Origin of the sequence: Flavobacterium panici (assembly GCF_024499525.1) — a bacterium.
GTDB lineage: Bacteria > Bacteroidota > Bacteroidia > Flavobacteriales > Flavobacteriaceae > Flavobacterium > Flavobacterium panici.
This window is the reverse complement of sequence record NZ_CP100437.1, coordinates 3,235,991-3,251,250: the sequence shown is the minus strand read 5'-3', so window position 1 is coordinate 3,251,250 and position 15,260 is coordinate 3,235,991. Positions and strand designations below refer to the sequence as shown.

Below are 15,260 nucleotides of genomic sequence, written 5' to 3'. Positions count from 1 at the left end.
CTTTTTTTTATTCCCTTATTTTAAAACTCAGTCTTCTTATTAATGAAAGATAAAAAAATATGACTAAAATCATAGCGTATCATTGTATATTCCTATATCTTTAAGCATCGTGAAATACTTTTTTAAATCAAGAATCATTTCACAAAGATCTATATAGCTATTTCGAGCAAACCAATATGCTAGGAAAAAATAGCTATTCTGAATGAAACTATTAAAAAAAAGTACAGTGAAGATTAAAGCTATTCTCTTATATTTTGTCTTAATGATTTTCTTTTCATGTGACAATAAAGAGAAAACCATTTCTATAAATAATACTCAAAAGAGTCCGTTTTTAAAAACCACTCCATTACATATCCACAATCAAAACTCTAAAACAATTGACGTAGAGTATTCATCTGAGCAGTTGGATAATAACAAAGGACTCTCAAATAGTTCTATTAATACTATTTTTCAGGATTCTGACAATTTACTCTGGATAGGAACCTGGGACGGTTTAAACCGTTATGACGGCAGTAACTTTAAAATTTATAGACCGGAAGCAAATAATGAGAACAGTCTGAGTAATCAGGTTATTTTAAAAATAGACGAAGACAACATTGGAAATATCTGGGTTGTTACTATACACGGCATCAATCGATTTGATAAAAAAACGGGTACTTTTCAACGTTATTACTTTTCGCGAAAAGATATCTCGCCGTTATCTGAATCTGAATTTAACATGGCGCTCGATTCTTCTAAGAGAGTATTTTGTGCTGCGAAAAATTGGGGAATTGGCTATTTTGAAAACGATAGTTTTCAATTATTAAATTCAAAAAATCTCCCTAAAAAGGCAGTAAAAAAAATGCAGTTCACACAAAAAGGTGAATTGCTGGTTTTGTTTGAAAATAATGATCTCTACAAATTATCTATTGAAACTGATAAAAATGGCAAAAAAGGGATTTCAGGAATAAAACTAATTTCGAAAGACATTCAGTCATTTGATGAAATTTCGAAACAAAAAATTGTTACAGTATCACTAAACGGAAACAGCAATTTATATTCTTTAAACAATGAAATTACTCCCTTCCATAAAAATCATATTGAAAAAATTATAGGAAAAATTGCTGAAGGCCTTATCGTTCTGGACAAATCAGGATATGCTGTTTTAGACCAAAATGGTGTTGAGGTAAAAAAAGATTGGCTAAAACATTTAAAAAACAAAACTACCGTTCTCATTCAGGGAAACGAAAATATATTTTGGGCAGGAACAGATGGCGACGGAATTTTTAAAATAAGTCCGCTTAAAAAACCTTTTAATCTCGTTTCTAAAACAGAGGTTCCAGAACTTGATGGTGCTATTGTGAGGGCATTTTTAGAATTAGAAGATCATTCTTTTCTGGTTGGTACAAAAGGAAAAGGTTTGTTTAAATTCTCTCCAAATTTTTATTCAAATCCTGAAAAACCATTAGATTATAAAAATTACAACGAGAGCAACAGCGCCATAAACAATTCGGTATTTTGTTTACACAAAGGACAAGATGATTTAATTTTTATTGGTACAGATGGCGATGGTATTACCGTTTATGATTCAAAAAAATCAAAATTAGTTACGTGGAAAGAAATTATAGGCAGCGACGCCTGTTCGTACTTTAAATCTGTTTATTCTATTTATCAGGATGAAAATGGTTTTATATGGGTTGGAACAAACGGATATGGTATGTTTCGATTTAAAATTGAGCATTTAGGAAATAATCTAAAAGTTTCTGATTTTAAAAACTATGCGGCCAATAATAATCAAAGTAATGCATTGAGCAGTAATATTGTCTTTTCGATAATTCCAAAAAACAAAAATCAACTCTGGATTGGTACTCGTTTAGGTGGATTAAATTTATTCGATATCAAATCAGAACGTTTTTATGCTTACAGAAACCATAAAAATGATCCTGAAAGTTTATCCAACAATGATATTTTATGTTTGGTTACCGATGCTAAAAACAGGCTTTGGATAGGAACCAGTCTCGGTTTAAACTTATTGGAAACAAAAAATGGCAAGCCTGTATTTAAAAGTTTTACGGTAAAAGACGGTTTGCCTAATAATACGATTCACGGAATTGTTTGTGATAAAAAAAACAATCTCTGGTTAAGCACCAATTTCGGTCTTTCTAATTTTAATGTCAAAGAATTAAACTTTACGAATTATACTAAAAACGAAGGGCTTCAAAACAATGAATTTGCTGACGGCGCTTTTTATCAAAATCTAAAATCAGATTTTATATTTATGGGCGGTATAAAAGGATTTAATTATTTTTTACCTCAAAATATAAAAGAGTCAAACATAATTCCAGATCTTTTTATTGATAAAATAAGTGGACAGAATCAGCCGCTGCCCTATTATCAAGGATTGGTTATCGCTCCAAATTCTACTTCTCATCCTTCTATTGTTTTAAATCATAATCAAAACTTTTTTGATATTGAACTGACTGCCCTGACTTTTATCAATACTGAAAAATGTCAATATGCTTACCAATTAAAGAATTTTGACAAAGACTGGAATGTTATTGATAATCGAAGAATTATTTCTTTTACAAACGTTCCTAAAGGAAATTATTCTTTATGGATAAAATGGTCAAACAGTGATGGTGTCTGGACTAAACCGGTTCAGGCTGTTGATATACGTGTTAAACCGGTATACTGGCAGTCCAACATTGCCTTTTTAATTTATGCCCTGCTCCTATTGGCTTTTGCATTTTTTATTCAGAGCTATTACAAAAAACGTCAATCATTAAACCAAAATATTTTATTTAGAAAAAAGGAAATGGAAATTCATGAAAACAGACTTACTTTTTTTACAGAAATAGCGCATGAATTTCAAACGCCGCTTACTTTAATTGTTGGGCCAATTCAAAAACTTTCTGAAGTAACAAACCTCAGCGAGAGAAATACAAAATTCATACACATGATTCAGCGCAATTCTTCACGTTTATTGTTTTTGACACAGCAATTACTTGAATTTAGAAAAGCTGAATTTGACCATATCGAAGTAAATGTAAAAAATTTTGATTTGGTAAATTTAATCGAACAAATAGCCGAATTATTTGATGAATGGGCAATCGAAAAAAACATTAGTTATTCGCTTGATATTCCGCCTGTTTTATTGGGTTGGTTTGACAAAGATAAAATCGAAAAAATAGTATTTAATCTAATGTCGAATGCTTTTAAATATACGCCTGAAAACGGAAAAATAACCTTGAAATTCAGCATTCAGGATATTGGCGCAGAAAAATTAAATATCACCATAACTAATACAGGAAAAGGAATTTCGAAAGAAGAATCAGATTCGCTGTTTGATCAATTTTTCTTAGCTAAATTAAATACAGATGCAGATAATACCATGTTTAGAACAGGTATTGGTCTGGCATATGTAAAAAAATTAATTACGGCATTAAGAGGCGAAATTTCGGTTTCAAGTCAGGAGAATGTCGAAACAACATTTACTGTTTTACTGCCTTGCAATAAAGCTTCTTTTGATGAAAAAGAACTGGACAGTACTGCAAGCGCCATTTTAATTTCGAATCATTTAAAAAATATTCTGGAAGAAACTCCCGCCAAAGAGGAAGAAACTCCGGATAAAATTTCATCATTAAGTCATATTACAGATGATCGAAAATCAATATTGATTGTTGAAGATGAAAAAGAAATTCATTTGCTTCTGAATGATTTATTAGATCAAAAGTATAAGCTTATTACAGCGTATAATGGCTTAGAAGCTTTAAAAATTATTGAAAATGAAATCCCTGATCTTATTATCAGCGATGTAATGATGCCATTTATGGACGGAATTGACTTTTGTAAAATAATTAAGAATGACCTTAAAACCTGTCATATTCCGTTTATCATGCTAACCGCAAAAGATTCTGTGCTGCATCGAATTGAAGGAATTGAAAGCGGCGCCAATTCCTATATCGCAAAACCATTTTATCCGGATCATTTACTCATAAGAGTTCAAAAACTGCTGGAAGAAAAAGAGCTGATCTCAAGACATTTTACACAAGATACCCCTATCGAAAATCTGGCTTCTCTGCCTATTAATAATGACGAAAAAGACTTCATAAAAAAAGTAATAGAACTAATTCGCCGTAATATAGACAATGAAAATCTTCAAAGTTTATTTATCGAAAAAGAACTAGGCATCAGCAATTCGCAATTGTATAGAAAAATTAAACAAATATTTGGTTTTACACCAGGCGATTTGATTCGAACCATCCGATTAAAATATGCTGCAGAATTATTGCGAAAGAATATTTTAACCGTATCTGAAGTTTGCTATAGTTCCGGCTTTAATAATCGCTCTTATTTTTACCGCGAGTTTAAAAAACTATATAATACTACGCCCAAAAATTACCAGCTCAAATACAAAAACAAGAGCTAAAAAAAGCACAAAATACTAAATATCAATACAATAAACACCAGTGTACACTTTTGAAGAAATAGTGTACACCGTTTCTTGTACACACCTGCTAATTTTATAAACGATAATTATTTCAATCGTTATCGTAAAACTTTACAAACATCTCTAACCTTTTTAACCATGAAAAAAAACAATCAAAACACTAACTCAACTAACACTTCCTTATCATGATGAAAAAATATATTTATAAGTTATTCCTGTTTGGAATAATGATGGTGGGAAGCATTATGAATGCTCAAACCATAAAAGGTGTAGTTTCTGATATTGATGGTCCAATGCCGCAGGCAAATATCAATGTAAAAGGAACCTCAACCTATGCCATAACCGATTTTGATGGTAATTATATCATTAATGCAGGTTCAGACGCTGTCCTTATTTTTAGCTATGTAGGATATCAATCTCAGGAAGTTGCCGTATCTGGCAGAAAAGAAATAAATGTTACGCTGGCAGCAGATTCAAATGCTTTGAATGAAGTTGTTATTGTAGGATATACAAGTGAAAAAAAATCGTCCATAACAGGTGCTGTTGCAACTGTAGATATGAGCGAATTAGCTAAAACAAAAGTATCTGATGTTGGACAAGCACTACAAGGGCAAGTTGCCGGAGTTTCGGTTTCGGCTAATACGGGTGCTCCTGGCGATGGACTTAAAATACGTATTAGAGGGGAAGGGACATTGGGTAACAACGAAGTACTTTATGTTGTAGATGGTGTTGCGACCCGCGACATTTCGTTTCTGAACATGTCTGATGTAAAATCGATGACCGTTTTAAAAGATGCTGCTGCAACAGCTATATACGGATCAAGATCTTCGGGCGGGGTTGTTATTCTTACTACTAAAAGCGGTGCAAAAGGAAAAGCAAATATTGACGTAGATTATTTTGGCGGAACAAGTTATGCCACTAACCTTCCAAAAATGCTAAACGCAGATCAGTATTTGACTGTAATGGATCAGGCTTGGCATAATTCTAACAATAATCCTGCAAATGCCATAAGTCCTTATCAAACCGATAGAACTAACGGACAGGTTAACGGAATTCCGTTATCAAACACAAACTGGTTAAACGAATTATTTGGTGCAGGAAGAACAGACAATTTCCAGATTTCAGCCAGCGGAGGTACTGATAAAACACAATACTTAATTTCCGGTGGTTATTTTGGACAAAATGGTATTGTAGTAGGCGATAAAGATACTTACAAACGTATCAATTTTAGAGCAAATATCAATACTGAAATTACAGAACGTCTTAAAGTGGGTACAAACTTTCAAATTACCAGCAGCAGACAGGATAAAATGTCTTCTAGCGGAGATGCTCCGGGAGTTATCAGACATGCGTTATTACGTCCTTCTGTTTTAGGAGTTTATAAAGATGTAAGCGATCCAACGTATAAAGCAAATGATCCTTATACTGATTTGCCTTTCTACTTAAACAATAATCCTAATGGCGGATGGAGCCGTAATTATGAGCTGACATCTAATCCTATTGCGATCGTTAATTTTACAGATGATGTACGATCTGCTTTTAAAACCTTTGGAAATGTTTATGCCGAATATGCTTTTCTGGCAGATAAATCATTAAAATTCAGAAGTAATTTTGGTGCTGAAATCACTTTCGATCACAATAAAGCTTTTGGAGAAAATTTTGGAGATGATAATGACAACGACCCAAATGAATTATATCCGGGACAAGGCAGACAAAACCGACCTTCAAACTTAAATGAAAACAGAGGTGAAGCCACAACTTTTACCTTTACCAATACTTTAAACTATACTAAAACTCTTGCAGAGAAACACAGTATCAATGCCTTATTAGGTGAAGAAACAGTTAGTTACGATCAATCTGCAGTTGGCGGAAGCAGAACGAATTATAACAATACGACAGATCCTTTCCGTTATTTGGATTACGGAAGTGATGTCAATAAAAACAGTTCAGGATCTGCACAAAGCTGGAACCTTATTTCCTTTTTTGCGTCTGCAAATTATGCATATGATAATAAATATTTAGTTTCAGGTACAATAAGAGCCGATGGTTCTTCGCGTTTTGGACCTAATAATAAATGGGGCTATTTTCCTTCGGTTTCCGGAGGCTGGGTTATGTCGAGAGAAAAATTCATGGAAAATGCAAAATGGGTTTCTAATCTAAAATGGAGAGCCAGCTGGGGACAATCAGGAAATCAGGAAATCCCTAATAATGCCTATGAAACTCTTGTTACTGAAACTGGCGGAATTATAAATGTGGTTCGTTACGGTAATCCTGACCTAAAATGGGAAACGACTACGCAAACTAACTTTGGTCTTGATTTAGGTGTTTTAGAAAATAAACTGACTTTCTCTGTCGATTATTTTGATAAAAGAACAGATGATATTTTACTAGCCGTAGGACTTCCGTCTGCAACAGTTGGTCAAATCAATAAAACCTACGTTAATGCCGGTGTTGTAACTAATAAAGGTTTTGAATTTGGAGCTAATTTTCAAAACAACGATCACGAATTTAAATACGGAATCAACGGAAATATTGCTACACTAAAAAATAATGTAGAACAGTTACAGCAATATGTTTCTGAAATTAATGATGATAAAACGCATACTAAAACAGTAGTTGGACAGCCAATTAGTTCGTATTATGGATTGAAGTTTGACGGAATTTATCAGAATCAGGCAGAAATAGATGCTGCTTTATACTCCAATTCAAACGGTGCAAAACCCGGCGATATTAAGTTTAAAGACTTAAACGGAGACGGACAAATTAATGCGAATGACAGAACGTTTATAGGAAGTTCAATCCCGAAAATAACATACGGATTTTCATTTAATGCTTCATATAAAAGATTTGACATGTCATTTCTTTTCCAAGGCGTTTCGGGTGTAGATCGTTACAATGATTTAAAACAAATTTTAGATTACGACAGCCGTCCTTTCAATTCTACTACTTCAGTATTAAACGCATGGAATGGCGAAGGTACAAGCAACACAATTCCTCGTAATACATTGAATGATAACGGAGGAAGTCAGGTTTCAAGTGTTTTTGTAGAAGATGCTTCTTATTTGAGATTAAAAAATCTTGAAATTGGATATACGTTTAATCCTAAAATAATTGGCGATACGTATTTAAGAATGTATGTATCCGGACAAAACTTATTGACTTTTACGAAATACACTGGTTTAGATCCAGAATCGACTTCTTTTATAGATCAGGGTACTTATCCTCAATCTAGTACAATATTAATAGGTCTAAAATTTAAAATTTAATAATCGAATCATGAAATATAAATATATAACAGTAATCCTTATTGCGCTTGCCTTAACAAGCTGCGAAGATGAACTTACTACAGATCCTATCGGAGCGCAAACTCAGGAACAAGCTAATTCTAAACCAACATTAGCTTCTGTAGAAAGTTCTGTAACTTCTTCTTACGATATGTTATCCAACAGATTAAATCAGCTGGCTGAATGGGATTGGAACGGAGGTCTAGTATTTCAAAATGATATTATTATAGATGATATCGCATCTGATGATATGGAGAAAAAATGGTCTCCGGATGGTGATCAATCCTGGATGGATGAAATCAATAATTTCACTTTTACTTCGACAAACGGTGGTCCAAACGGATTGTGGAAATACGATTATGAAGGTATCAAAAGAACCAACATTGCATTGAATTTTCTATTGAACCCGGAAATTGAATCGCTTACCGGAATTTCTACCCAAAGAAAAAACCAATTATTGGGCGAAGCTTATTTTTTACGTTCGTACTATTACTTTTCATTGGTAACCAATTTTGGTGATGTGCCTTTAATTCTGGCTCCTATAAAAACATATCAGGAAGCTTTTGATAAAGCCGTAAGAGCTCCAAAAGAAACCGTATGGAGCCAAATTAAAACAGATTTAGAAACAGCAAAAGGACTTTTACCAAACTTAAAATATTCGTCAAATACAGAAAAATGGAGAGTTTCAAAAGGGGCCGTTATTGCACTTTTGGCCAAAACCGCGCTATACAATAAAGACTGGTCGGCTGTAAATACTTTAGTATCAGAATTAGAAACAACAGGTTTTTATAGCCTTGATGCGAATTATTTTGATAACTTTAATATGAACAAGGAATATGCAGACAATGAAGTTATTTTCTCTTATAACCATGTTAAACAAGCTGATCCAAGAAAAGGAAACGGAATTTGTGCACCTCTTGGATGGGGATTTTTTGCTCCAAGCACTGATTTTTTAGCTTCGTTTGAGCCTAATGATCCTAGAAAATTATATACCGTAAATGCTCCTGAACAATGGGTTAATAAACTTTTAGGAACTACAGACGGCGGAAACAAAGGCGATGATGACGCTCCAAACAATAAAGTTTTCATTCGTTATGCTGATGTTTTACTTTGGAAAGCAGAAGCACTTAATGAAACAGGAAATTATTCAGGTGCGATTGACATTATAAACCAAATTAGAGCAAGAGCGAGAAATACAGTTACAACTGTTACGGTTAGAGTACAGGATCCGGCTTTTCCAGCTGACCCAAGTAAAACTATTCCGGTAACTTCTGTTGGTCCTCCTCCACCCGCAGGAACATTGCCAGACAGACCAAATTCTGGAGATAAAGCTCTTATAAAAACTTGGCTGATTGCTGAAAGAAGATCCGAATTAGGTTTTGAAAATCAAAGAATGCCCGATTTAAAAAGATGGGGAATTGCAAAAGAAGTAATGACGGCGCATGGAAAGGTTTTCTTAGACAAGCATATGCTGTATCCAATTCCGCAAGCAGAAGTAGATGCCTCAGCAGGGCTTTTAACACAAAATCCTGGATATTAAGATAAATCTATTTCCAACTTTTAAATTGCCTCCAGCTTTAGCTGGGGATCAAAAAGGGAATGAGAACTAGGCTTTAGCCAAAACACTTAATTATTTTGGCTAAAGCCGAATTTATTATCAATTCTTCAACCTCCAGCTAAAGCTGTAGGTAATTAAAAACGATAAAAAATAAAACTAAAAATCATGAAAGATATAGCGAAACGTTTTGCAGACAACCCATTATTATCGCCTGTAGACATTCCTGCAAGCAGAGAAGGATTAGAAATTACATGCTTATTAAATCCCGGCGTATTTCAATATGATAATAAAACCTGGCTGATAGTGCGCGTTGCCGAAAGACCAAAACAAAAGGATACTGTTATTTCGTTTCCCATACTGACTCAAACAGGTGAAATTCACATTATTGAAATAGAAAAAAACGATCCTGAACTTATTGCAACAGATGCACGTGTTATCAATTATAAAGGAGTTGATTATTTAACCACGCTTTCCCATCTTAGACTTTTATGCAGTGAAGACGGACATAATTTTTATGAACCCGAAAACTATCCGCATTTGGTTGGCGAAGGTATGCTCGAAACTTTTGGAATAGAAGACTGCCGCGTCGCCCAGATTGAAAGAACATATTACCTAACCTTCACTTCTGTATCAGACAATGGTGTTGGTGTTGGTTTGCGTACTACAACCGATTGGAAAAACTTTACCAAACACGGTATGATTTTACCCGCGCACAATAAAGACTGTGCCATTTTTGAAGAAAAAATAAACGGATTATTTTATGCTTTACACCGCCCAAGCAGCGTAGATATTGGCGGTAATTACATTTGGATTGCTTCTTCTCCTGATGGTATTCACTGGGGAAATCATCACTGCATCATAAAAACAAGAAAAGGAATCTGGGACAGTAAAAGGGTTGGTGCCGGAGCTGCGCCCATAAAAACAGAAAAAGGATGGCTCGAAATTTATCACGGTGCCAATGAAAACCATATGTATTGTTTAGGTGCTTTTTTAATGGATCTTGAAGATCCCACAAAAGTAATTGCAAGAACAATAGATCCTATTATGGTTCCTGCTGAAGAATATGAATTAAGCGGTTTTTTCGGAAACGTAGTATTCACCAACGGACACATTGTAGAGCCTGACGGAGACACTATTACCATGTATTACGGTGCATCAGATGAATTTGTATGCGGTGCTCAGTTTTCGATTAAAGAAATCCTTTTACTTTTAAAAAATAGCTAATGTTTAAAAAACTTATATCAGAAATTGATCATTTTAAAAGTCAGACCCATAATTTTCGTATTCTTATTTTCACCAACTTAGTCTACGCATTAGTACTGCCGGTTATCGATATATTTGTCGCCGCTTACATTATGCGAAACTCTAATGATACCTCAAAAGTAGTTATCTATCAATTGGCAATTTATACCGGGATTCCGCTTACATTTTTATTAAATGGATTTTTGCTGAAGCATATCAATATCAAAAAATTATATTCAATTGGAATGATGCTCAGCGGCGTTTCGATGATTATAATGATGTCCTTAAAAACACTCGATTTAATTGGAATTGGTGTTGCCGGGATTACTATGGGGCTTTCATTTGGATTATACTGGTCAAATCGCGATTATCTGGCTTTGTCTATAACAAATGACAACAACCGAAATTATTATTACGGATTAGAAACTTTTATTTATACCATAATTGCCATTGCAATACCTGCAGCAATTGGTTTGTTTATTCAGTCAAAAATAGGCGAAAACGAAAAACATCGGGCTTATGAAATCATTACAGCGGTTGTTTTTTTAATTACCATTATTGCTTCAATGGTTTGTTATAGAGGTAAATTTATAAATCCTGTACAAAAGCAATATATATTTTTCAAATTTCATCCGCTTTGGTACAAACTGCTGTCATTGGCAGCCTTCAAAGGTTTGGCGCAAGGATTTTTGGTTACCGCACCTGCCATGCTTATTTTTAAAATATTGGGAGAAGAAGGCGCATTAGGAAAAGCACAATCTATAGGGGCTGTTTTAGCCGCAATTATTATTTATTTCATTGGTCGTTTTTCTAAACCATCAGACAGGATTAAAACTTTTTCTGTAGGGTTAATTTTATTTGCTTTAGGCGCTTGTTTAAATGGTTTTCTTTTTAACAAAATGGGCGTAATAATCTTTTTACTATTATTACTTATAGCAAAACCGTTGATGGATTTAGCCTATTTCCCTATTCAGTTAAAAGTAATTGACATTGTTTCCAGAATCGAAAAAAGAGGCGAATTCGCTTATATCCTAAACCATGAAGCCGGTTTATACCTTGGAAGACTTTTAGGCGCCGGAACTTTCTTAACCTTGTATTTTGTTGTATCTGAAGATATTGCTCTAAGATATGCCATTGGTATTATCGCACTATTGCAATTATGCTCCATTTACATCAGCAAAAAAATTATCAAACAAGGTCTTGAACTTTCACCAGATGAAGAAATAGAAGCTAAAGTATTAGAAGAAACAGCCGCAGGACTTCTTTAAATTAAAAAGAACAAAATGAATACATTTATAAAAATAAGCACTTCGTGTCTGTTAGTTTTAAGTTTAACAGCAGCCGCACAAGTAACGCAGCAAAACATACCCCGTGTGGCACAAATGCCGGATTTACCACAGCCATTAAAAATTATTGACTATAAAAAACTGGCTTTAGATTTTGATAAAACAGTTTATGATTTTAATGCAAAAGGCAAATTTTGGCCAATGGTCTGGATGGATGACAGCAAGAAAAATTACCCGCAGACCGTTGTTGGATTATATACTGCTGTTGCAGATGTACGACAAGGCCCTAATCACAATAAAGGAATGTTTCATGAAGCCCTGGCAACAATGGGCGCGACACTTGGAGCCACATTAGTTGGAATAGACAAAAACAACTCGCAAAACCTGAACTATGTTGCGATGTTGAAAAACTATTTCAACAAAGAAACCAACTGGAATATTATGATGAATAATACCTGCCCTGAAGTTGCTTTACTGGGCGGAGGTTATGGCCGCGATTGGTGGTATGATGTATATCCGAATCTTTTGTTTTATGCCATTTATGATAAATATCCTAACGAACCCGGTTTTACAGAAATAGCCCGAAGTATTGCAGACAAATTTTATGAGGCCGATGTAATTTTAAACGGCAACTACGAATACTCCTATTTTGATTACAACAAAATGAAGCCTATGACAAACCAAATCTGTGCCCAGCCAGATGCAGCAGCTGGACATGCATGGGTATTGTATATGGCGTATAAAAAATTCGGCGATGCGAAATACTTAAAAGGAGCTAAAAGCGCATTGGCAGCATTAGAATCACAGTCCAAAAATCCGACTTATGAAGTATTAATGCCTTTTGGAGCTTATTTATCAGCAAGAATTAATGCCGAAGAAGGTACAAAATACGATACAAACAAAATGCTGGCCTGGACTTTTGACGGAACACCAATTTGCCGTGAAGGTTGGGGATCACTCGTAGGAAACTGGAATGGTATTGATATTTCGGGTGTTTTTGGAAGCACAGTAGATCACGGCGGATATGGTTTTTTAATGAATACTTATGACGCTGCCTGGCCACTTATACCAATGGTAAGATACGATCAATCATATGCAACGGCAATTGGAAAATGGATGCTGAATGCTGCCAATGCTTCTCGTTTTTTCTATCCGCAATATATGCCGAATGAGCATGAAACAATACCTGAACTAGCTGAAGTTACAAAAGGTGTTATTGGTTATGAAGGCATTATAAAGCAATCCAGTTATAAAGAATATGAAAACCTAAAAGGTCCTGTAGCACAAGGCGATGGTCCGCTTTGGGTACTTGGCGAAAATCCAAAAGAATCTCAATTTAGTATTTACGGCAGCGGTCATGTTGGTATTTTTGGAAGTATTATTCGTGAAACCAATGTTACAGGAATATTGGAATTAAATTTATTAGCAACCGATTTTTATAGCGATAAAGCTTATCCTTCTTATCTATATTATAATCCGTATTCTGCAAGTAAAACAGTAACTGTAAAAGTTGAAAAAGGAGCTAAAGTAGATTTGTATAATACCGTTTCGGGAAGTTTTGTAGCCAAAAATATTTCTGCTTCTGCAAAAATAAAAATGGATCCACTAAGTGCCGCTGTAATTGTACAAGTTCCTTCTAATGGAAAGGTAAGCTATGAAGGCTCAAAAATGTTAGTTGATGGTATAATTGTAGATTATCAGTATCAGCAAAAAAAATAAATCATTAAGTTTCACGCCTAGTTTGTCATTCCGAGGAACGAGGAATCGCACAAGAGAATCGACAAAGATTGGCGACATTCTTTACGGAGTTTCTCGTGCGATTCCTCGTTCCTCGGAATGACAAGATTGGGTACAAATAATGGATTAAAATCCAGAATTTCATATAGCGTTCCGAAGGAACAAAACATATTGTAGGGATGGATTTTAATTCATCCTTCGCAATTATAATCGACAATAATACTATGAAATCTAATACCTTCAATTATATATTCGTTTTTCTAATAATACTAAACATAAATCCAGCAATCGCTCAAAATACATCCAACAAAAAATGGTGGAAAGAATCCGTTTTCTATCAAATCTATATGCCAAGTTACGCCGATAGCAACGGAGACGGATATGGTGATTTTAAGGGAATGACTCAAAAGTTAGATTATCTAAAAGAATTAGGCATAAAAGGCATTTGGCTTACACCATTTCTTACTTCACCAAAAGTGGATAACGGTTATGATATTGCCAATTATTATGAAGTAGATCCAACATATGGTACTAAAGCAGATTTTGATATTTTTTTAAATGAAGCTCATAAAAGAGGAATAAAAGTCATCATTGATATGGTTTTAAATCATACTTCTACAGACTGTAAATGGTTTCAGGAATCGAGAAAATCAAAAGACAATCCGTATCGGGATTATTATATCTGGAAAGACGAACCGAATAATTGGGAATCTTTTTTTGGAGGTACAGCTTGGGAAAAAGACATCGCAACCAATCAATATTACTATCATAAGTTTGATAAAAGAATGGCCGATCTGAACTGGTCCAATCCAAAAGTAGTCGCTGAGGTTCAAAAAATACTTCGCTTTTGGCTTGATTCTGGTGTAGATGGTTTCAGGTTAGATGTAATAAACTTCCTGACTACTGACGGTATTACAAAAGATAATCCGATGAAAAACGGACAGCAGGAACACCTAAATGATATTGATCAGGAAGGCGTAAAAAACGCGATGAAAATTATAAAATCGACCGTAAATGAATATGATAACCGATTTATTGTGGGAGAAATTGGGAGCGATAAAATCGAGGTTTTAAAACAATATCAATCGCAGGATTTATTAGATGTTGTTTTTAATTTCAATTTTGGAAGTATTAAAGAATTTTCGACCCAGCGTATTTTTGACGAATTGCAAAGTATGGAAAAAAACATGAGCAATTATCCCACTTTGTTTTTTGGAAGCCATGATATGCCCAGAATGATCGACAGGCTGGCAGACGGAAATACAGACAGAGCCACCACACTTGCCGCTTTGATACTTACAGCAAAAGGAGTTCCGTTTATTTACTATGGCGAAGAGATTGGTATGCATAATATTATCGCCCAAAACATAAACGAAATGGTCGACATACAAGGCAAAACCCATTATCAACTGGCAATAGCACAAGGCAAAAACGACAAAGAAGCACTTCTTGAAGGTAACGAACACAATCGCGATAAATCCCGAAGCCCAATGCAATGGAACAGAGAAGCGTTTGCAGGATTTTCAACAGAAAAAAGCTGGATTAAAATCAATCCCGATTATAAAGAAATAAATGTGATGCTTTAAAACCTCAAAAAAAATCTATTCTTAACAGCTATAAAAAATTGATCGCTTTACGGAATAAAGAAAAAGTTTTGCAATATGGAATTTATGATAATCTGGAACTTGAGGGAGATAAAATTTCATTTACAAGATCTTTTGAAA

At 34.4% G+C, this 15,260-nt stretch carries 7 protein-coding genes; all 7 read left to right on the top strand.

The window, feature by feature from the left end:
* The first annotated feature begins 202 nt into the window (after positions 1 to 202).
* The 7 genes from NLJ00_RS13895 (at position 203) to NLJ00_RS13865 (ending at position 15,122) form a co-directional block, all read left to right on the top strand.
* A complete protein-coding gene (locus NLJ00_RS13895) occupies positions 203 to 4,408 on the top strand; it encodes a hybrid sensor histidine kinase/response regulator transcription factor (protein WP_256634177.1) in 4,206 nt (1,401 codons plus the stop codon).
* Between the two features lie 206 nt (positions 4,409 to 4,614).
* A complete protein-coding gene (locus NLJ00_RS13890; RefSeq protein WP_256634176.1) occupies positions 4,615 to 7,695 on the top strand; it encodes a SusC/RagA family TonB-linked outer membrane protein in 3,081 nt (1,026 codons plus the stop codon).
* A gap of 10 nt (positions 7,696 to 7,705) precedes the next feature.
* Complete coding sequence (locus NLJ00_RS13885; protein WP_256634175.1) at positions 7,706 to 9,253, top strand: RagB/SusD family nutrient uptake outer membrane protein; 1,548 nt, start codon at positions 7,706 to 7,708, stop codon at positions 9,251 to 9,253.
* Between the two features lie 183 nt (positions 9,254 to 9,436).
* Positions 9,437 to 10,495, top strand: a complete 1,059-nt coding sequence (locus NLJ00_RS13880; RefSeq protein WP_256634174.1) for a glycoside hydrolase family 130 protein — start codon at positions 9,437 to 9,439, stop codon at positions 10,493 to 10,495.
* Positions 10,495 to 11,781 carry an MFS transporter gene (locus NLJ00_RS13875; protein ID WP_256634173.1) on the top strand — a complete coding sequence of 429 codons (1,287 nt, stop codon included), beginning with the start codon at positions 10,495 to 10,497 and terminating at the stop codon, positions 11,779 to 11,781. Before NLJ00_RS13880 ends, NLJ00_RS13875 begins: the two co-directional genes overlap by 1 nt.
* A gap of 15 nt (positions 11,782 to 11,796) precedes the next feature.
* Complete coding sequence (locus tag NLJ00_RS13870) at positions 11,797 to 13,518, top strand: glycoside hydrolase family protein (RefSeq protein WP_256634172.1); 1,722 nt, start codon at positions 11,797 to 11,799, stop codon at positions 13,516 to 13,518.
* 242 nt (positions 13,519 to 13,760) lie between these two features.
* Positions 13,761 to 15,122 carry an alpha-amylase family glycosyl hydrolase gene (locus NLJ00_RS13865; protein WP_256634171.1) on the top strand — a complete coding sequence of 454 codons (1,362 nt, stop codon included), beginning with the start codon at positions 13,761 to 13,763 and terminating at the stop codon, positions 15,120 to 15,122.
* The last annotated feature ends 138 nt before the right edge of the window (positions 15,123 to 15,260 follow it).